Source organism: Bradyrhizobium algeriense, assembly GCF_036924595.1.
Taxonomy (GTDB): domain Bacteria; phylum Pseudomonadota; class Alphaproteobacteria; order Rhizobiales; family Xanthobacteraceae; genus Bradyrhizobium; species Bradyrhizobium algeriense.
Genome location: NZ_JAZHRV010000001.1, coordinates 6,741,772 through 6,759,905 on the forward strand (window position 1 = coordinate 6,741,772; position 18,134 = coordinate 6,759,905).

Sequence of the window (18,134 nt, forward strand, 5' to 3'; positions counted from 1 at the left end):
GCCGGTGTTACAGTCAAATCCCCATCATCCCTGATTGTGTTCGCGTCGAGGATCGCGGATCGATCGGCACACGGGACAACCCGATTTCGCGCTCGATCCAGGCGGCAAGATGAAAGAGATCGGCCTCGCGACGCGGATGGGCGAGAATCTGGATGCCGATCGGAAGGCCGTCCTTGGAGAAGCCGACCGGAACTGAAATCGCCGGACAGCCGGTCAGCGACCAGATCGCCGTGATCGAGATCCAGTCGAGATAGGTCGACAGCTTGCGCCCCTCGAGCTCTGCCAGGAACAGGGTCTCGACCGGAAACGGCATGGCTTGGGTCGCGGGACAGACCAGGAAGCGGTGCGTATCGAGAAAGTCGATGGTGCGGCGGAACAGCTCGGCGCGATAGCGCTCGGCAGCGGCAAGCGCGGCGCCGGCTTGATGCCGGCCGCGCTCAATATCCTCCATCACCGGCTTGGGAAACTGGCTGCGGTATTCCGCCATGAACGGATCCCATGCGGCGAGGAAGCTCGACCCGCGCAACGCCAGAAAAGCGTCCATGGCGCCCGCGACATCGGGCGAATCCGTTGCAACCGTGATGCCGGCGCGTTCGAACAGGCGCATCAGCTCGGCCATGGCGATGCGGATATCATCGCCGATCGGCAGTTCGCCGAGATCGACCGACACCGCGAGCCGGTCCGGCTTATACGGCGATGCCGCCGCATCGAGAAATGGCGGCTCAGAGTTTGGCGAAGTCAGCGGATCGCCCGGATCGAAGCCGACCATGGCATCGAACATCAAGGCGAGATCGGCGACATCGCGGGCCATCGGGCCTTCGACCGCCATGGTATCGAACGGATTGGCGAGACGCTTGCGCGGCACCCGGCCTGGCGTCGGGCGCAGCCCGGTGACATTGCAGAACGCCGCCGGAATCCGCAGGCTGCCGCCGAGATCATTGCCGTGCGCGAGCCACGTCTCGCCGGTGGCAAGGGCTACCGCCGCACCGCCGGATGATCCGCCGCACGTGAGACGGGTGTCGTAGGGATTCCGTGTGGTGCCGTGCACAGCGTTGGTAGTCTGGGCGCCGCCGAGTTCCGACAGATTGGATTTGCCGAGCACGATAGCGCCGTTGGACTCGAGTATCGCGATGGTGCGATCCGAAACCTCGGCGATCCGCGTCCTGAAGATCGGCGTCCCGCCAGTGGTTCGGACGCCGCCGACGTCATTGTTGTCCTTGACGACGATCGGCAGTCCGCCCAGCAGTGTTTTTTGCCCTGCCTGACGCGCCCTGTCGGCGGCCTGCGCCTGCGCGCGGGCGCGCTCCAGGCATAGCGTGGGCAGCGCGTTGACCGCAGGCTCGACGGTGGCGATCCGCCGTGCCGCGGCGCTGACGAGTTCGACCGACGTCACCTCGCCGCTGGCGAGCAGCCGATGCGCGGCCAGCGCGCCGAGCTTGATGAGATCTTCAGACATCGGCATCCTCGGCGTTGGGCATTGACGCAGGAGCGGCGCAGGACTTTCGGACCATCAACCGCGGCTCCATCACCGTGGTGGTTCCAGGGCCGAGACGAGTGCCGGCAATGCGATGGGCCAGCAGCTCGAGCGCGGTCTCGCCCATGGCGCGAACCGGTTGCGCGACCATGGTGAGACGCGGGGCGACGGCCTCCGCCCAGGGAAGATCGTCGATGCCGATAATCGAAAGATCGTCGGGACAACTGAGACCGAGTTCAGCGATGGCGCGCAGCACGCCGATGGTCATCAGATTATTGGCCGTGAAGATCGCGGTTGGTCTTTGGTCGCTGCGCAACAGCTGAAGCGCGGCTTCATAAGCGGACTGCTCGCGAAAGCCGGCGTCCCTCACCAAGGCGGGGTCGAGCGCAAGGCCGGCCGCCAGCAGCGCTTCCCGGTAGCCCTGCAAACGATCGGCGGCGGTGCGGACCGTCTTCGGGCCATTGATCAGCGCGATGCGCCGATGGCCGCAGCCGATCGCATAGGACGTCGCCTCATAAGCGGCACGGTGATTGTTGAGCACTACGGCGTCATAGCCGAGCCCTTCCATGGCGCGGTCGATCAGCACGACCGGAATTTCGAGCGCGGCGAGCAAGGCCGCGCGATTCATTGATGCGGTTCCCGTCGGTGCAAGGATGAGGCCGTCGATGCGCTGCGAGCGCAGCATCCGCAAATGGGTTTCCTCGCGTTCGGTGGTCTCGTTCGAATTGCAAAGGATGACGGAGAAGCCGCGCGCCGCGGCGGCGAGCTCAATGGCTTCGAACAGCTCGGAAAAAAACGGATTGGTAATGTCGCCGACGACTAGGCCCAGCAGCCCGCTGGATCGCTTGCGCAGGCTGCGCGCGGCCGCATGGGGTGCGTAGCCGAGCTTGTCGACCGCGGCCCGTACCCGCGCCAGGAGCTCGGGGCTAACCTTGTTCGGATTGTTGAGGACGTTGGAGACGGTGGTCACTGACACGTTTGCGAGCTGGGCAACGTCGCGGATAGTCGCCATCGGCGCCCCTTTGAAACGATAAAATTCAAAGATCACATTCCTTCAAGAGACTCAATTCTGCAAGCAAAATATGCGCTTGATACCATTTCGGATTTGTGGAACATTAAATTGAAACGATACAATAAGGAAGAGGAGGAGGCATTGGCTCACAGCAGCCGCGCGGGTGCGATAGCGGTGGGGCGGCCATGACCGGCTACGCGCTTCGCCGTGTGCTCTCCACCGTGCCGGTCTTTATCTTCGTGGCGCTGTTCGTATTTTTCCTGCTGCGCATTACACCCGGCGATCCCGCCATCATGATTGCCGGCGACCAGGCGACCTCGGCACAGATCGAAACCGTTCGCGAGCAGCTCGGGCTCAATCGGCCCATGGTCGACCAGTTGCTCGCATGGGCCGGCCAGTTGCTAAGGGGCGATCTCGGCCGCTCGGTGTTTTCCGATATCCCGGTCACTCGCCTGATCGGCCAACGGCTGGAGCCGACAGCGATGCTGGCGCTGGTTGCGATCGTGTTTGCAATCGCGATCGCGCTGCCGCTCGGCACGCTGGCTGCAGTGCGTGCCGGCGGTGTTGCCGATCGTGTCGTGATGGCCTTCGCGGTGCTCGGGTTTTCCTCGCCGGTGTTCGTGATCGCGTTTCTGCTGGTCTACGTGTTCGCACTCAGTCTCGGCTGGTTTCCGACCCAGGGCTACGTGCCGCTATCGCAAGGCGCCCTTGCCTGCCTGCACAGCCTGATCCTCCCGGGTATCACACTGGCGCTGCTGTATGCCTCGCTGCTGGCGCGAGTAACGCGCGCGAGCCTGCTCGAAGTGTTGTCGGAAGATTATATTCGCACTGCGAACGCCAAAGGGCTGACGCCGGCGCGCATCACCATCCGCCACGCGCTAAGCAATGCCGCGGTCCCGATCGTCACGGTGATCGGCATCGGGATGGCCGCGCTGCTCGGCGGCGTGGTCGTGACCGAAACCGTGTTCAATATTCCGGGACTTGGACGGCTCGCCACCGACGCCATTCAGCGCCGCGACTATCCGGTGGTTCAGGGTCTGATCTTGGTGTTCTCCTCGGTGTATGTCGTGATCAATCTCCTGGTCGATCTCAGCTACGTGCTGTTCGATCCGCGGGTCCGGTACTGATGTCGATGGCAGGCACCATGACCGATACGGCCGCCGCCGCGCGCAATCGCTCCAGTGTCGTTCGCAGGATCACATCGTTCCTCGCGAAACACCCGGTGATCCTGATCGGGGGCGCGGTGCTGCTGCTGTTCATCGTCACTGCACTGCTGGCGCCGTTGGTGCTGCCGGATCCAACGCGGCTCAATCCAGTGCAGCGTCTGCGCACGCCGAGCCTGCAGCACCTGTTCGGCACCGATCAATTCGGACGCTCGACGTTATCGCGGACGCTGAACGGCACGCGGATCTCGCTGACCGTCGGTATTCTCGTGGCAGTAGTGACGACTGCGGTCGGTCTTCTGTTCGGTCTGTTTGCGGGTTTTTTGCGTCGGATCGATAATGTCATCATGCGGTTGATGGACGGCATCATGGCGATCCCCGGCATTCTGCTGGCGATCGCTTTGATGTCATTGTTCGGCTCCAGCATCCAGAATGTGGTGGTAGCGATCAGCATCGCCGAAATCCCGCGCATGGCCCGCATCGTGCGCAGCTCGGTGCTGGTGATTCGCGAGCAGCCCTATGTTGAAGCCGCCGTCACCAACGGGACCAAACTGTCCCGTCTGCTGTGGCGGCACGTGCTACCCAATATCGCCGCGCCGGTCATCGTGCAGGCGACTTATGTATTCGCCTCCGCCATGATCGTCGAATCGGTGCTGTCGTTCCTCGGCGCCGGCACGCCGCCGACGATTCCGAGCTGGGGCAACATGCTGGCGGAGGGCCGTCAGTATCTGCAGCGTGGGCCGTGGATGATCGCATTCCCCGGCGCGTGTCTCGCGCTGCTGGTGCTCACCGTCAATGTGCTCGGCGATGCCTTGCGCGACGCGCTCGACCCGCGCCTGTCGCGGTCACGGCGCTAGGGGATGGCGATGCAGCAGCCGGTGCTCTCGGTGGAGCAGCTCAACGTCTCGGTCCAGACCGCCAACGGCTGGTGCCCGATCGTCCGCGATCTGTCGATCGAGGTGGCGGCCGGCGAAACGCTATGCCTCGTCGGCGAATCTGGCTGCGGCAAGAGTCTGACCGCGCTTGCGATCATGCGGCTGCTGCCGCGTGGCGCGCGCATCGACAGCGGGCGGATAAGTCTTGGCGGCGTCGACCTTGCCGCGCTGGACGAGCCTGCGCTGCGCCACGTGCGCGGACGAGACCTCGCGATGATCTTCCAGGAGCCGATGACGTCGCTCAATCCGGTCATGACGATCGGCGATCAGATTACCGAAGGCGTCCAACGCCATGAAGGCGTGTCGTCCGCTGCGGCACGCGCCCGCGCGCTCGAACTGTTCAACAAGGTGCGGATTCCCGATCCGCAACGCAGGCTTGCGGCCTATCCGCATCAGTTGTCCGGCGGTATGCGCCAGCGCGTGATGATCGCCATGGCGCTGGCCTGCCGGCCCAGGCTGTTGCTTGCCGACGAGCCGACGACGGCGCTCGACGTGACCATTCAGGCGCAGATCCTGGAAATGATGGCGGAGCTGCGTGCCGAGATCGGGACCGCGATCGTCTTCATCACCCACGATCTCGGCGTCGTGGCCGAGATCGCCGATCGCGTCGCCGTACTCTATGCCGGCAAGATCGTCGAGCAGACCGACGTGGTGTCACTGTTCGACAATGCCTGCCATCCCTATACGCGCGGCCTGATGCGCTCGATCCCGCGGTTGTCCCGGCAGGCAGGCGGCGCGGTGGTCGATCGCCTGACCGAGATCAAGGGCACCGTGCCGGCGCCGATTGCGGTTCCGGCCGGCTGCGCCTTCTCGCCACGATGCGCATTGGCAACCGAGCAGTGCGCCGCGGAGCCGTTCGCTGAGCCGCTTGCACCGTCGCATCTGGTGGCCTGCTGGCATCCGGAGATCGCTGCCGTCGCGGCAAATGCCGGGCCCGCGCGATGACAGCTGTGCTCGAGGTCGATCGGCTGACAAAGCATTTTACATTTCGCCGCGGTCTGTTCGGCGGCGAAGGGGCGGTTCGCGCCGTCGATGGCGTCACGTTTTCGCTGGCGCAGGGCGAGACGCTGGCGCTGGTCGGCGAATCCGGCTGCGGCAAGTCCACGGTGGCGCGGCTGGTGCTTCGGCTGACCGATCCGACGTCGGGCACTATCCATTTGAGGGGTGAAGACGTCACGCATATGGCAGGCGAAAGCCTGCGCCGGGCTCGCCGCAACGTGCAACTGGTGTTTCAGGATCCGTTCGCCTCGCTCAACCCGCGCATGACCGCGCGCCAGATCGTCGCCGAGCCCCTGATCAACTTCGGTGCGGTCGATGATGCCGCGTTCAGCCGCCGGATCGAAACGCTGTTCGATTGCGTCGGGCTGGCGCGACATCAATGGGACCGCTTCCCGCACGAATTTTCCGGCGGGCAGCGACAGCGCCTCGGCATCGCGCGCGCGCTGGCACTCAATCCTGCGGTGCTGGTCGCCGACGAGCCGGTCGCGGCGCTCGACGTGTCGATCCAGGCGCAGATCCTCAACCTGCTGGCCGACCTCAAGCGCGACCTGGGGCTGGCCTACCTGTTCATCAGCCACGACCTGAGCGTCGTGGAATTCATCAGCACGACGGTTGCGGTGATGTATCTCGGCACCATCGTCGAAATCGCCTCCCGCGATGCGTTCTTCAAAAATCCGCGGCATCCTTATGCACGGGCCCTGCTGGACTCCGTTCCGGTCACCCATCCGAGCCGGCGCGGCCGGCGCGCATTGCTGCAGGGTGAGATTCCGAGCGCCAGCGCGCTGCCGTCCGGGTGCCGGTTTCGAACGAGGTGTCCGATGGCGACGGCGATCTGTGCCGAGCGGCCGCCGCCGCTCGAGGAGAAAGCCGACGGTCATCGGGTGGCTTGCCACCATGTCGAACGACAGACATCCGCACTAGCCGATCAATGAAAATGACAAAGTCGTGTGAAGGGAGAAACCACAATGAACAGAACTCTGGGAGTGATCGTCGCGGCGGCATTGGCCGTCACGGCCGTGCCGGCATGGGCACAAACCGTCCTGAAGGTGCGGCCCTTCGGTGATCTCAAGACCATCGATCCGATGGTGACGTCGGACTACATGGTCCGCAATCACGGCTACATGATCTACGACACGCTGTTTGCTCAGAACGAGAAGGGCACCATCAAGCCACAGATGGTGGAAAGCTTCGCTACCGCACCGGACGGTCTGACCTGGACGTTCGTGCTGCGCGACGATCTGAAATTTCATGACGGTGCAGCGGTCACCGCCGCCGACGTCGTCGCCTCACTCAAGCGCTGGGGCCAACTAGATGGCCTCGGCCAGCAACTGACGGCGCACACCGCCTCGCTGGAGGCCGTCGACGCCAGGACCGTCAAGCTCACGCTCAAAGATCGCTGGGGACTGGTGCTGGAAGCGCTCGGCAAGCCGAGTTCCATGGTGCCGTTCATCATGCCCGAGCGGATTGCTAAAACGCCGACGAACGAGGCGGTGAAGGATCCGATCGGATCCGGTCCGTTCATGATGAAACGTGACGAGTGGTCACCGGGTTCGAGGGTGGTCTATGTCAAGGCGCCGACCTACGTGCCGCGCCGGGAGCCGCCGAGCGGTCTGGCCGGCGGCAAGGTGGCGAATGTCGACCGCGTCGAATGGGTGATCATTCCTGACGCGCAGACCGCGCTCAATGCGCTGCAAGCCGGCGAAATCGACATCTTTGAAGAGATTCCTCCGGACATGATGACGCTACTGAAAGGCAATGCCAAGGTGGGCATCGCCAAACTCGCCGCGCTGCAGGGCGTGATGCGGCTCAACCAGGCGATCCCGCCGTTCAACAATGCCAAACTGCGCCAGGCGATCCTCCATCTGGTGGATCAGGAGCAGACGCTGCGCGCCTATGTCGACGACGCCTCGCTCTATACCAGCTGCCCCTCGTTCTACATGTGCGATTCGCCCTACTTCACCGACGCCGGCTGGCCGAAGCCGGATGCGGCCAAAGCGAAGCAACTGGTGAAGGAAAGCGGCTACGACGGGTCGCCGATCGTGCTGCTCGATGCCACCGAAACTGCGCTGCATCCGCAGACTCTCGTGGTGGCGCAGGCGATGCGTGATATCGGGCTGAACGTCGACTATCAAGCGATGGACTGGCCGACGCTGTCGACGCGGCGCGCCAACAAGAACCCGATCGCGCAAGGCGGCTGGTCCGCCTTCATGTCAGGGCCCGCGGCGCCGGACATGTTCGAGCCGGTCGGCCATTTGGCGCTGCGTTCGAACTGCGAAAAGGCCTGGTTCGGCTGGCCGTGCGACGAGGCCATCGAGAAGCTGCGGGCGGAATTCACGATGATTCCGGATCTCGACGGCCGCAAGGCCAATGCGCGTGCGGTCCAACTGCGGGCCGTCGAGACCGTGCCCTATGTCCCGGTCGGACAGTTTTATCTGGTCCGCGGCTACCGCAAGGATCTCACCGGATTGCTCAGTGCGGGCATCCCGGTCTACTGGAGCGTCGGCCGCGGCAGGTGATCGGCGGCACATCGAAGGTGGCATCGCCGCTGCGTCGGGCAGGAGCCTGTGAACAAAGCTCCGGCCGTTTTGCCCCACCTCAGCGGTCATGACCAGTCAGAAGCGGACATTCTTTTATCGAACGTACTTGGAATTTTCGCCCGCGCATCAGGCGTGCCGCCACCAATGAATACTAAATGACCGGGCACGCGATGCAGACACGATATTATCATCCGGATACCGCCCCCGGAGCTTATCCGGGGTCGGTCTCGCTTGAAAACTCGCTACCACCTACGGATATCTCTTCGACCTCAGAGACAACGACAAGGAAGCCCTAAAGAGAATCGAAAGCCGCGTCATGAGCGGAGTGGACGAACCCAGCAAGAACGCGGCGCGTGTTGCATCGGTGTTGCATGAAGCAGGCGGTACGCTGCGTAACCCCTCGTAACTACACGGAGCCAGCGGAGCGTACGGAATCAGCGATGCAACGCGAATTTTCGATTAAGAACAAATTGAGGACCGACAAGAAGCCGTTGATTTTATTGCGTTAAGCGCAGCACCAGCGCTGGCGATCCCGGGAAGACTCGAACTTCCGACCTACGGTTTAGGAAACCGTCGCTCTATCCGGCTGAGCTACGGGACCGCGGACCCGCTGCGTAGGCGGGTACTTGACCGCTTCATACCAAAGCGGGCGCGTCATCGCCAGCCCTCCGGACCGTTCTCGGGCCACATTGAACAAGGCCGGGTTCCTCCGTCGGAGGACGCTCGGGATATTTGATCGCGAAAATCAAAGGAGCCGTCCACCGACGGCTCCAGCTTGCATGCCGGGCTTCGCCTAGCGGCCTACGCCTTGATATTATTCTCCCGCACGACCTGGCCCCAGATGCTGACCTGTTTGGCGAAGAACGTCGAGAACTCCTTGCCGTCGGCGAGCAGCAGCGTCATCTGCTGCGTCTCCTGCAATTGCGTCGCTACCGCTGGCTCGCTCAGAATCTCTTTCACCGATTTCGCCATGCCGGCGATGATGTCGGGCGGCGTGTCCTTTGGGGCGAAAACGCCCCACCAGGCCAGCGTCTCGAAATCGGGGAAGCCTGCCTCGATCGCGGTCTGCGTGTCCTTGAGCACAGCCATCCGCTCGCGTCCCATTTGCAGGATGGGCCGCAGCCTGTTGGTGCCCAGTTGCGCCGTGACCAGAGCCGCCGACCCGATGATCATGTCGACATGGCCGCCGAGCACGTCGTTCATCGCCGGGCCGCCGCCGCGGTAAGGCACATGCGTGATCTCCACGCCGGCCTTCTTGCCCAGCACCGTCATCGCGAGATGGCCGAGCGTGCCGATGCCGACAGAGGCGTATTTCACCGCGCCGGGACTTGCCTTGCACGCAGCGACCACGTCGGCAAAGGTCTTGTACGGCCGCTCGGCGTTTGCGGCGAGGACGTAAGGCGCAGTGCCCACGAGAAACACCGGCACCAGATCCTTCTCGACATCCAGCCCCGGCTTTTCGAGGATCGAGGGAATGACCGCGTGCGAGTCGAAGGTCACCAGGAACGTCGCGCCGTCAGGCGCGCTCTTGGCGACCTGCACGGCGCCGAGCGAGCCGGCCGCGCCGGATTTGTTCTCCACCAGCACGGTCCGGCCGAGCTTCGTCTGCAGGTGAGACTGCAGCAAGCGCGCCAGCGCGTCGGTGGAGCCTCCCGGTGGGAACGGCACCACCAGCGTCATGTTCTTGGCCGGCTGCGCCAATGCCGGCGTCACCGCGAACGCGGCCGAAGCCGCAAGCAGATTGCGTCTGGTAATCTTCACCAAGTGTCTCCTCCCGATTGTGGCTGCGCTTTTTTGTTTTTTCGCAGACTTTGTCTTAAGTGCCGAACCTTAAGTGCCGAAGCCGGACCCGGCCTTTTTGTACTCGGGCCGCGGCGGGCTGAAGATGTCAAGCACGCGCGCGCCGTCCGGTCCAGCCCGCATGGTGTGCGGCACATTTCCCGGCGTGCGCCAGAAATCGCCCTTCTTGACCGGAATTTCCTCACCGCCCTGAACCCGGATGGCCGAGCCATCGAGCAGCACGCCCCATTGTTCCTCGGGGTGATGATGCAGGGTGCCTTGCGCGTGCGGCGCCAGCGTCACCACCGACAGCATCGCATGCTCGCCGGAGAAGATTCGCGTCGTGACGCCGGACGCGAGTTCGCGCAACAGGCCATCATGCGGATTGTCGAGATTATGAAATTCGTCCTTCTGACTCATCGTTTCTCCTTGAAGTGCTTCTTGAAGTGCTCCTTGGCGCCTTCGCGCAGCGATCAGGACTTATCCGTCAAGATTTGCCGTAGCTGCCCTGGTAGCGGCCTTCGCGGATCGAGATGATGGTTTGCTCCTCGCGCGCGATCTGGGCGCGAACCGCTTCCAGCACGGTGGCTGCCGTCGCGGCGGGAAACGACACCACGCCGTCCTCGTCGCCGACCACGATGTCGCCGGGGGAGATCACCGAGCCCCCGATGGATACCGGCACGTTGATTTCGCCCGGACCGCTCTTGTAGGGCCCGCGATGGATCGCGGCGCGCGCAAAGCAGGGAAAGTCGGATGCAGCGAAAGCCGAGACGTCACGGATCGCGCCGTCGATCACGTAACCGGCAGCGCCGCGATACTCAGCGATGGTCTTCATGATCTCGCCGACCAGCGCCCGCGTCTCGTCGCCGCCGCCATCGACCACGATCACGTCCCCGGGCCCGACCAGTTCGAGCGCCCGGTGGATCGCAAGATTGTCGCCCGGCCGCGTGCGCACGGTGAACGCGACGCCCACCAGCTTGCTGCCGCGATGGAACGGCCGCAGGCCTACGGCGCCCGGCAGCCGGGCAAGGTTGTCGCTGATCACAGAGGTCGGCGCGCCCCTGAGCGCTTCGATCAGCTCGGGCGCAGGCTTCGGCACGCTCGTCATGGCCGTGGTGATGCTCATTAAGACTGTTTCCCCCCTTGTGTTTAGGCCGGGCTTTTTTCTGCCATTCCGACCGCCGGCGCAACATCGGCAGCCGGCTCCGCGTTACGCGAAGTGCGCGCTGAACCGATTGCGTCGGGTCACCGCATGGCACAACACCATGAAGTCCTCCGTTGCCGCACAACAAATAGCATTCCGCATGAGCAGCTATAATGGATTTGCAACACCTCGCCCCGGACCCGGACCGGCGGGTGCGGCCGTCGGCCTCGCCGCCGGCTAAGTCCTTCGAATTCCTCGGTAGTTTTTTCCCGCCTACGGTATCGAACGCGCGGCCATGCTCACGCAGCCGGGCCGCAATCGCAACCTCCACCGGCCACACTTGTTAACACGAAGTTAACCAGAGCGTTCGAGGTTAAAGACCGGATTCGACGATTCAGGCGCCGGTAACCTCAAAATGCTGTTCCAGAACCTTTCGCCTTCACCGGCGCTTTCGATCACGCAATTTTCCGACATCGACGCCTTCCGGCCGGTCGAATTCGTCGCCGATGCGCGCAGCATCCCGCTGAACCTGGCGAATTTCCATACCGCGCGCGCGATGGTGCAGTTGCCGGGCTGCCAGATCGCCGTGCTCACCTCGTTTCCCCGCATCGTCGATGTCAGCTACCGCGCGCCGCATGGCGTCGTCATCTTCCAGATCGAGGACGCCTACGAGGTCTCCGTCAACGGCATGTCCGTGAATCGTCCGGCCTTTATCGGCATGCGCGGCAATCTGGATTTGCAGTTCGTCGAACCCCGTGGATCGCTGCACGCGATCGTCACCCTTGGCGCCCGCCTGCGGGATCGCGAATGGTTCGATACGCCGGACGAGCTGTGCCCGTTCACGCCGGACCCAGACGCGCTGGCGACGGTCAGATCCGTCACAACAGGTATTTTGCAGGCGGCTTCCGCCAGACCGGACCTGTTGCAGGAGCCGCGCTCGGCGCTTGCAATGCAGGAGGGCCTGCTGCTCGCTATCGACGAAATGTTCCGCAGCGGCAGAGCGCCGGAATTGGCGGGCCGGCTTGCAAGCAGGAGCTATTGCCGCCTCGTTCGCAGGATCGACGACTATGTCGCGTTTCATGCCGCCTCGGCGATCTACAGCGCCGACCTCGCCGAACAATGCGGCGTCTCGGTCAGAACCCTGGGCACGGCGGTGGCAAGCGTCCGCGGCATGAGCCTGCATCGTTATTTGCGTCTCAAGCAGCTTTGGTCGGCCCGCGCACAACTCGTGAAAGGGTCCGACGCCATCACCGTGACGTCGTGCGCCCGAGCCAACGGCTTCCATCACATGGGCGAATTCGCCAGGCTCTATCGCGCAACGTTCCATGAAACGGCATCGCGCACCTTGGCCCGCGCGCGAGGAACCGACTGATTCTTGCCACCGACTGATTCTTGCCACAATGTGTCGCACTTATCCGCTCGCTCTTAGATGGTGCGCCTGGAATCGCTGCAGTATCGTGCGCGCCTCGTGCCTTGCCGTTGAATTTCTTCGATAATTTTCAATGACATAGCACTGTGTTCCATCGGTCACATCTACCGGATAGAGTCACAACGACAGCGGGAAAATCGCGCAATTTCGGGGTGACAGCGCTGCCAAAATGATGACAATCGGCTCAATCAAAGTTCCCTAGAGAATTCGACTGGAGAGTACCGTCCGTGATCGCCTCACGTGCATCTTCGTTTGTTGTTGCCACCATCGGGAGCCTCGTCGTGCTGGCCCCGGTGCGCTGCGACGCGCAGTGGTGGCGCAGCGCGCCTGTCGATTTCGAATCCTGCGCCGATGTAGCCGAGAAGGCGAAGACCAAGGAAGAAAAGACGGCGAGGCTCGCCGAATGCAACGCGAAGTACGCCGGCCGCCGCAAGCCCGGCGGCGGCTATACCTATTACGACTTCATGCAGGACCGGACCTTCGACATCGCAGGCCCCAACCCGACGCCGGAAGAGCAGAAGAAAATCGACGAGCAATATACCGCCTACCTCGAGCGCGAGCGGCGCAACCACATCGCCGCGGCGCTGGCGGCCAAGCAGCAACAGCCGGAGCCGCCGCAGGGGCAGGCGCAGGAGTGGCAGCAGGTTTCGCTGCGCACCGAATTGATATCTCCTCCACCGGCTGAAACCGAAAAGGTGCCGGTGCCGGTGGCAAGTCCGGTCAAGCAGGCGGCACGCATCAGGGCTGCTCAATGCGCCAAGAACCAATTCTCTTGCGAATGGCCGCGGCTTTCAGAGAAAGTCAACGAGCTTAAGAAGCTGTTCAACCCGCAGCAACAGCAGCAAGCGGCGGCCAAGCAGAAGAAGAGCTAGATACCTTCTGTCGTGTTTCTGTCGCCCTTGCGAACGCAGGACGACGTGGAGCAGCGGGTCTGCTCACCACGAGAGTTTCGTGTCACCGTGATCATCATCGCCCAGAACTTCCGGTAGGGCGACTTCGGCATCAATGCGCGGGTGCTTTCTTGCCGCGGTGCTTTGGGGCAGGTTTGAGCGCGGGCTCGACATGCCTGCGCTGCGCCGCCCGCTGTTCCTGCAACCGCGCGTCATAGCCCGGTGACGGTGTCGCGGTCGGCGGCACGGCATAAGCAGGAGCAGGCGCTCCCCAGACAGCCAGGGCGGCCACCGCCATTAGCGCCAGAACTGTTCGTTTCATCCGTTTCTCCCCCGGCGCGCCCTGAAATCGCGCAACCGGCCCATTTCAAGCAAGTCGAGCGCGCTCTGCCAAATCAATTCGCAGCGCGAATCTGCTCCGGCGTCAGGCCGGGCGAGCCCTTGGCCTTGCGCTCGGCCTGCCGGATCAGTTCCACGATCCGGCGTGACAGCGGCGCTTCCAGGCCACGACGCTCGGCGATCCCGGTGATGACGCCTTGCAGATAATCGATCTCGGTGCGCCGGCCGTGCTTCAGATCTTCCCACATCGACGAGCGCGCCTCGGGATCGATTTTCATCGTCCATCCCAGCATCGCCTCGAAGATCGGGTCTGGCAGCCGCAGCAGCGGCGGCATCCATGCAGCTGGAAGCGGCGTCGGCGAGACCGGCTTGATGCCCTCGGCGCGAATCGCAGCCAAACCTTCCGCCATCTGATCGGCGAACAAGCGCCGCCATGGCCGCGAGCTGAGTTGCCGGCGCAGCGGCAGATCGCCCAGCGCGTTAAGCGCATTGAGAAGATTGAGCAACAGCTTGCCCCACTGCACGCCGTCGATGTTGTCGGTCGACCGTATCGTCAGGCCCGGCACCGACAGCTTCCCGGCAGGCAGCGTCTCGTCCTGCTCGATGACAATGCCGCCGGAAGTGGCGCGATGAAACCGCCCGTTGCCGAGCGCAATCACGTTGAATCCCACCATGCCGCCGAGCACGCGCCGTCCCGGCAGGCGGTTGCGCAGGACGGCAGTGTTGCCGACACCATTCTGCAGGCTGACGATGACGACATCGGATGGTGCGTGCCTCGCGATGATGTCGGCCATGGCAGCGGTATCTGCGCTCTTGACCGTGACCAGCACGATGCCGGCGTCCTCAAAAACGGAAGGATTTTCCGACAATGCGAACCGATCGCGCATGATAGTCTGGTCAAAACCTTCAAAACTCGTCGGCCGCAAGCCGTGGGCTTCGATTTCAGCGATCACGCGCGGACGCCCCAGCAGCGCAACGCGGCGGCCACCGGCCGCCAGCATGCCGCCGACGAAGCAGCCGATGCTGCCCGCCCCTGCAATACCGATCGTTTGGCCTGAAACCATTTCGCCACCCACCGCGTTGCACCGGGTTTCAAATAGCAGAGCGCGCGGACCGTGCCTATCGCAGGCGCCGGCCGCCCGCTCCTTGTAACCGTCATACGCCACCGTTATGTTTCACGCGGGGCTACGCGGAGGAGACGACCATGGGTTTACTCGACGTACTCAACGGCATGCAGAATGGCCCACGCGGCCCGAGCACCCCCAGCGCAAAGGATGAAGGCGGCGGGATGTCGCCCCTCACCATGGCGATCCTGGCGCTGCTGGCCTGGAAAGGCATCAAGCATTTCAGCGGCAATCAGACCGGCTCCGCGCCGCGCCCCACACCCGCTCCCACACCCGGCAATGTGACTGCCGGCATGCCCGGCGGCGGCGCGGGCGGTATGAGCGACATGCTCAAGGGCGGATTGGGCGGTCTACTCGCGGGCGGCGCGGCCGGTACCATCCTGAGCGGCGGCCTCGGCGATCTCCTGAAACAGTTCCAGCAGAACGGACTGGGCGATCAGGCCGACTCGTGGGTCAGCAACGGCCCCAACAAGCAGGTCTCACCCGGCGACCTCGCCAACGCGCTCGGCGCTGACCAGATCGAGTCCCTCGCCTCCCAAAGCGGCCTCTCGCGCAACGATTTGCTGCAGGGCCTCAGCCAGTTCTTGCCCGACGTCGTCAATCACTTGACGCCGGACGGACGCCTGCCGAACGAGAACGAACTGTCGGAACGGATCTGACGCCGTTTAAGCGGCGCGCGGTCCGCGCCGCTCTGCTTCATCATCGACGCATCGGAGAGGAACAGCCATGGGCGGCATCATCTGGATCATCGTCGTCGGCTTCGTCGCCGGCATCATCGCGCGCATCCTTTCGCCGGGCCAGAACAATCCGACCGGCTTTATCCTGACCACGGTGCTCGGCATCGCCGGCGCGTTTCTGGCGACCTGGATCGGCCAAGCCATCGGCCATTACGGCCCCGATCAGGGCGCCGGCTTCATCACCGCCACCATCGGCGCGCTGGTGGTGCTGTTCATCTGGAACCGGCTGGTGGCGAGGGGCATGATCTCGGATCCGGGTAACAGGTAAGTACTTGTAGGGTGGGCAAAGGCGCACTTGCGCCGTGCCCACCATTCTCTCACTGCCGCTGTCGTTCCCGGATTTGCGCGGAGCCTGTCATCGGGCGCGCATTCGCGCGACCCGTTGGCTCCATCGGAGGCTACGATTCCGTGCCCTCACAACACCAGATGCATCCCCGCATCCATGCGCACGAACTCGCCGGTCATGTTGCTCGATGCCGGCGACGCCAGGAAGCACACCAGTTGCGCGATGTCTTCGGCCGTTGAGGCGACCTTCAGCGGCACCTTCGCCACCACGGCGTCGCGCACCGCCTTGGCGCCGGCTTCGCCGCGACCCTTGGTGAACCAGGGCGTATCGATATAGCCGGGGCACACCGTGTTGACGCGGATCAGAGGCGCCAGCGCGCGCGCCAGCGACTGCGTCATGGTGTTGAGCGCGCCCTTGCTGGCGGCATAGGCGACCGAGGAGCCGCCGCCGGAAATGCCGGCGACCGACGACACGTTGACGACAGCGGACGGCAGGCCTGAGGCCTTCGCGCCGGCTTCGAGCTGGGCACGCGCCGCGCGGATCATCTGGAACGGCCCGATCGTATTCACGGCGTAGATGCGCTGAAAATCCTCGGCCGAAAGCCCCTCGAGATCGTGATGCGGCACATGCTTGGTGGTGCCGGCATTGTTGACCAGCACGTCGAGACGGCCCCACGGCGCAGCCGCTGCCGCAATCTTCCTGCAATCCTCGTCGCGCGATACGTCGCCCTGCACCACGACGACTTCGGCGCCGGCGCTGCGGCAGAGATCGGCGGTCGCTTCAGCTTCCGCCTTGCTGTTGGAATAGTTGACGACGATGCGCGCGCCGCCCTTTGCCAGAATGGCGGCGGTGGCGGCCCCGAGGCCCGAGGCAGAACCGGTGACAATCGCGCACAAACCATCCTTCGACATCCGCATTTCCTCTTGTTGCTTTTGGCTGGGTTTCGAACCGCCCGTGGACAGGCTTCACCGCTACCATATCCCGCGATGACCGGTGTGCAAACTCGGGAAATCCGTTGCGCGGAATTTATTCTTTGCCTGATGACCTTCATGCCACCGCCGCAGGCCGCCCTGCGGACAGCGCTTGTCACGGCCTTGTCATGGCTATGGCTTTTGCCCATCATAAAGCGCAAGAAAAGACCGCAGCCGACCCGGCATAACCGTCGGGATTGGCATGCCAATTTCAAAATCGGGGAACGCTGTGGCGGAGAGTGAGAACATCGTTGCCGAGACCGCGGAGAAAATCTTCGCCGATCTCGCCGACGCCCAAACCATCAATCGCGACAACAAGGGCGAGTGGAAAGCGCCGCTCTGGCAGGCGCTGACGGACGCCGGCCTGCCGCTGTCGTGGGTGGACGAAGATTGCGGCGGCTCGGGCGCCTCGCTTGCCGAAGGTTTCAGCGTGCTCAGCGCGGCCGGACGCTTCGCGATCGCGGTACCGCTTGCCGAGACCATGCTGGCAGGCTGGCTGTTGGCGCAGGCCAAAATTACCTCGCCCGATGGCGAGATGACGGTGGTGCCCGCGAGCCCGAAAGACCGGATGACCGTCAATGCCGATGGCAGCCTTTCCGGCAAGGCGCGCAGCGTGCCGTTTGCCAAGGCGGCAAAGCATTTTGCGGTGCTCGCAAGCGATGCGAAGGGCGGCGTCTCCATCGCACTGGTCGATGCCACCAAGGGCCGGATCGAGACCGGGCTCAATCTCGGCGGCGACAATTCGGACACCGTAACGCTGGACAAGGTGCAGCCGGTCACAATCAAGCCGGCGCCAAAAGGTTTCGATCAGACCCGGCTGATGCTGATGGGCGGCGTCGCGCGGTCCCTGCAGATCGCAGGCGCGCTGGAATCGATGCTGGAAATTTCCGTGCGCTATTCCAACGAGCGCATAGCCTTCGAGAAGAAGATCTCGAAATTCCAGGCGGTGCAGCACAATCTGGCGCGGCTCGCCGGCGAGTCGGCGGCGGCACTTGCCGCGGCCACCTCGGCCGCCGACGCCATTGCCAACGCGACGTCCTTCAACGACGAAGTGTTTCTCGAAGCGGTGGCGGCAAAGATCCGCTGCGCGGAAGCGGCGGAGAAAGGCGGCGCCATCGCCCATCAGGTGCACGGCGCGATCGGCTTCACCAACGAGCACATCCTGCATCGCTATTCGCTGCGCGCGCTGGCCTGGCGCGACGATTTCGGTTCCGAAAGTTATTGGGCGGTCGAGCTCGGCAAGCTCGTTTGCAACCGCGGCGCCGATGAATTGTGGCCGCTGGTGGCCTCGCGCTGACACCACCGATTTGCCAGA

Annotated in this window: 18 protein-coding genes and 1 tRNA gene; 10 read left to right on the forward strand and 9 right to left on the reverse strand. The window is 63.7% G+C overall.

The features are described 5' to 3' along the window. Positions 1-13: 13 nt before the first annotated feature. Together V1286_RS32500 and V1286_RS32505 are read right to left on the reverse strand one after the other, a co-directional pair. On the reverse strand, positions 14-1,456 hold the full coding sequence (locus V1286_RS32500) for an amidase (RefSeq protein WP_334486835.1): 1,443 nt from the start codon (positions 1,454-1,456) through the stop codon (positions 14-16). After that, a complete protein-coding gene (locus V1286_RS32505) occupies positions 1,449-2,486 on the reverse strand; it encodes a LacI family DNA-binding transcriptional regulator (protein WP_334486838.1) in 1,038 nt (345 codons plus the stop codon). The genes V1286_RS32500 and V1286_RS32505 overlap by 8 nt, the downstream gene beginning before the upstream one ends. A 185-nt stretch (positions 2,487-2,671) precedes the next feature. Here V1286_RS32505 and V1286_RS32510 point away from each other — a divergent pair, with 185 nt between their 5' ends. Genes V1286_RS32510 through V1286_RS32530 form a run of 5 tightly spaced genes read left to right on the forward strand, consistent with a single transcriptional unit; the run spans position 2,672 to position 8,099 of the window. Beyond that, positions 2,672-3,613, forward strand: a complete 942-nt coding sequence (locus V1286_RS32510) for an ABC transporter permease (protein WP_334486840.1) — start codon at positions 2,672-2,674, stop codon at positions 3,611-3,613. Positions 3,614-3,630: 17 nt separating this feature from the next. Continuing rightward, positions 3,631-4,506: an ABC transporter permease gene (locus V1286_RS32515; protein WP_334486842.1), complete on the forward strand. Its 876-nt coding sequence runs from the start codon at positions 3,631-3,633 to the stop codon at positions 4,504-4,506. A gap of 9 nt (positions 4,507-4,515) precedes the next feature. After that, positions 4,516-5,529, forward strand: coding sequence for an ABC transporter ATP-binding protein (locus V1286_RS32520; RefSeq protein WP_334486845.1), 1,014 nt, complete (start codon positions 4,516-4,518; stop codon positions 5,527-5,529). Further along, complete coding sequence (locus V1286_RS32525; protein WP_334486848.1) at positions 5,526-6,515, forward strand: ABC transporter ATP-binding protein; 990 nt, start codon at positions 5,526-5,528, stop codon at positions 6,513-6,515. Before V1286_RS32520 ends, V1286_RS32525 begins: the two co-directional genes overlap by 4 nt. A gap of 33 nt (positions 6,516-6,548) precedes the next feature. Continuing rightward, complete coding sequence (locus V1286_RS32530) at positions 6,549-8,099, forward strand: ABC transporter substrate-binding protein (RefSeq protein ID WP_334486851.1); 1,551 nt, start codon at positions 6,549-6,551, stop codon at positions 8,097-8,099. A gap of 545 nt (positions 8,100-8,644) precedes the next feature. Here V1286_RS32530 and V1286_RS32535 read toward each other — a convergent pair. From V1286_RS32535 to V1286_RS32550, 4 genes are all read right to left on the reverse strand, one after another. Beyond that, positions 8,645-8,721 (reverse strand) — tRNA-Arg (locus V1286_RS32535). 200 nt (positions 8,722-8,921) lie between these two features. Then, positions 8,922-9,881: a Bug family tripartite tricarboxylate transporter substrate binding protein gene (locus V1286_RS32540; RefSeq protein ID WP_334486854.1), complete on the reverse strand. Its 960-nt coding sequence runs from the start codon at positions 9,879-9,881 to the stop codon at positions 8,922-8,924. A 69-nt stretch (positions 9,882-9,950) separates the two neighbouring features. Beyond that, the gene (locus V1286_RS32545; protein WP_334486857.1) at positions 9,951-10,319 is read right to left on the reverse strand and encodes a dimethylsulfonioproprionate lyase family protein; all 369 of its coding nucleotides are present in this window, start codon (positions 10,317-10,319) and stop codon (positions 9,951-9,953) included. A gap of 67 nt (positions 10,320-10,386) precedes the next feature. Next, positions 10,387-11,025 carry an RraA family protein gene (locus tag V1286_RS32550; protein ID WP_334486860.1) on the reverse strand — a complete coding sequence of 213 codons (639 nt, stop codon included), beginning with the start codon at positions 11,023-11,025 and terminating at the stop codon, positions 10,387-10,389. 433 nt (positions 11,026-11,458) lie between these two features. Here V1286_RS32550 and V1286_RS32555 point away from each other — a divergent pair, with 433 nt between their 5' ends. Both V1286_RS32555 and V1286_RS32560 read left to right on the forward strand, forming a co-directional pair. Then, on the forward strand, positions 11,459-12,415 hold the full coding sequence (locus tag V1286_RS32555) for a helix-turn-helix domain-containing protein (protein ID WP_334486863.1): 957 nt from the start codon (positions 11,459-11,461) through the stop codon (positions 12,413-12,415). Between the two features lie 284 nt (positions 12,416-12,699). After that, positions 12,700-13,344, forward strand: coding sequence for a hypothetical protein (locus V1286_RS32560; protein WP_334486866.1), 645 nt, complete (start codon positions 12,700-12,702; stop codon positions 13,342-13,344). A 130-nt stretch (positions 13,345-13,474) separates the two neighbouring features. Here the strand turns inward: V1286_RS32560 and V1286_RS32565 are convergent, their stop codons facing one another. Together V1286_RS32565 and V1286_RS32570 are read right to left on the reverse strand one after the other, a co-directional pair. Further along, positions 13,475-13,684, reverse strand: coding sequence for a hypothetical protein (locus V1286_RS32565; RefSeq protein ID WP_334486868.1), 210 nt, complete (start codon positions 13,682-13,684; stop codon positions 13,475-13,477). A 73-nt stretch (positions 13,685-13,757) separates the two neighbouring features. Then, on the reverse strand, positions 13,758-14,765 hold the full coding sequence (locus tag V1286_RS32570) for a 2-dehydropantoate 2-reductase (protein WP_334486870.1): 1,008 nt from the start codon (positions 14,763-14,765) through the stop codon (positions 13,758-13,760). 140 nt (positions 14,766-14,905) lie between these two features. Between V1286_RS32570 and V1286_RS32575 the strand changes: the two genes are divergently transcribed. Continuing rightward, a complete protein-coding gene (locus V1286_RS32575) occupies positions 14,906-15,484 on the forward strand; it encodes a YidB family protein (RefSeq protein ID WP_334486873.1) in 579 nt (192 codons plus the stop codon). A 67-nt stretch (positions 15,485-15,551) separates the two neighbouring features. After that, complete coding sequence (locus V1286_RS32580) at positions 15,552-15,830, forward strand: GlsB/YeaQ/YmgE family stress response membrane protein (RefSeq protein ID WP_108512439.1); 279 nt, start codon at positions 15,552-15,554, stop codon at positions 15,828-15,830. Positions 15,831-15,976: 146 nt separating this feature from the next. Here V1286_RS32580 and V1286_RS32585 read toward each other — a convergent pair whose 3' ends face one another. Beyond that, on the reverse strand, positions 15,977-16,759 hold the full coding sequence (locus tag V1286_RS32585) for an SDR family NAD(P)-dependent oxidoreductase (RefSeq protein ID WP_108512440.1): 783 nt from the start codon (positions 16,757-16,759) through the stop codon (positions 15,977-15,979). A 289-nt stretch (positions 16,760-17,048) separates the two neighbouring features. Here V1286_RS32585 and V1286_RS32590 point away from each other — a divergent pair, with 289 nt between their 5' ends. Further along, entirely contained in the window at positions 17,049-18,116 is a 1,068-nt protein-coding gene (locus V1286_RS32590) for an acyl-CoA dehydrogenase family protein (RefSeq protein WP_334486879.1), read from the forward strand. Positions 18,117-18,134: the final 18 nt, after the last annotated feature.

Excerpts from the sequence above, each read along its gene's own strand:
- V1286_RS32500 (WP_334486835.1), bottom strand. The coding sequence starts at position 1,456 with ATGTCTGAAGATCTCATCAAGCTCGGCGCGCTGGCCGCGCATCGGCTG.
- V1286_RS32505 (WP_334486838.1), bottom strand. The coding sequence starts at position 2,486 with ATGGCGACTATCCGCGACGTTGCCCAGCTCGCAAACGTGTCAGTGACC.
- V1286_RS32510 (WP_334486840.1), top strand. The coding sequence starts at position 2,672 with ATGACCGGCTACGCGCTTCGCCGTGTGCTCTCCACCGTGCCGGTCTTT.
- V1286_RS32515 (WP_334486842.1), top strand. The coding sequence starts at position 3,631 with ATGACCGATACGGCCGCCGCCGCGCGCAATCGCTCCAGTGTCGTTCGC.
- V1286_RS32520 (WP_334486845.1), top strand. The coding sequence starts at position 4,516 with ATGCAGCAGCCGGTGCTCTCGGTGGAGCAGCTCAACGTCTCGGTCCAG.
- V1286_RS32525 (WP_334486848.1), top strand. The coding sequence starts at position 5,526 with ATGACAGCTGTGCTCGAGGTCGATCGGCTGACAAAGCATTTTACATTT.
- V1286_RS32530 (WP_334486851.1), top strand. The coding sequence starts at position 6,549 with ATGAACAGAACTCTGGGAGTGATCGTCGCGGCGGCATTGGCCGTCACG.
- V1286_RS32545 (WP_334486857.1), bottom strand. The coding sequence starts at position 10,319 with ATGAGTCAGAAGGACGAATTTCATAATCTCGACAATCCGCATGATGGC.
- V1286_RS32550 (WP_334486860.1), bottom strand. The coding sequence starts at position 11,025 with ATGAGCATCACCACGGCCATGACGAGCGTGCCGAAGCCTGCGCCCGAG.
- V1286_RS32555 (WP_334486863.1), top strand. The coding sequence starts at position 11,459 with ATGCTGTTCCAGAACCTTTCGCCTTCACCGGCGCTTTCGATCACGCAA.
- V1286_RS32565 (WP_334486868.1), bottom strand. The coding sequence starts at position 13,684 with ATGAAACGAACAGTTCTGGCGCTAATGGCGGTGGCCGCCCTGGCTGTC.
- V1286_RS32570 (WP_334486870.1), bottom strand. The coding sequence starts at position 14,765 with ATGGTTTCAGGCCAAACGATCGGTATTGCAGGGGCGGGCAGCATCGGC.
- V1286_RS32575 (WP_334486873.1), top strand. The coding sequence starts at position 14,906 with ATGGGTTTACTCGACGTACTCAACGGCATGCAGAATGGCCCACGCGGC.
- V1286_RS32580 (WP_108512439.1), top strand. The coding sequence starts at position 15,552 with ATGGGCGGCATCATCTGGATCATCGTCGTCGGCTTCGTCGCCGGCATC.
- V1286_RS32585 (WP_108512440.1), bottom strand. The coding sequence starts at position 16,759 with ATGTCGAAGGATGGTTTGTGCGCGATTGTCACCGGTTCTGCCTCGGGC.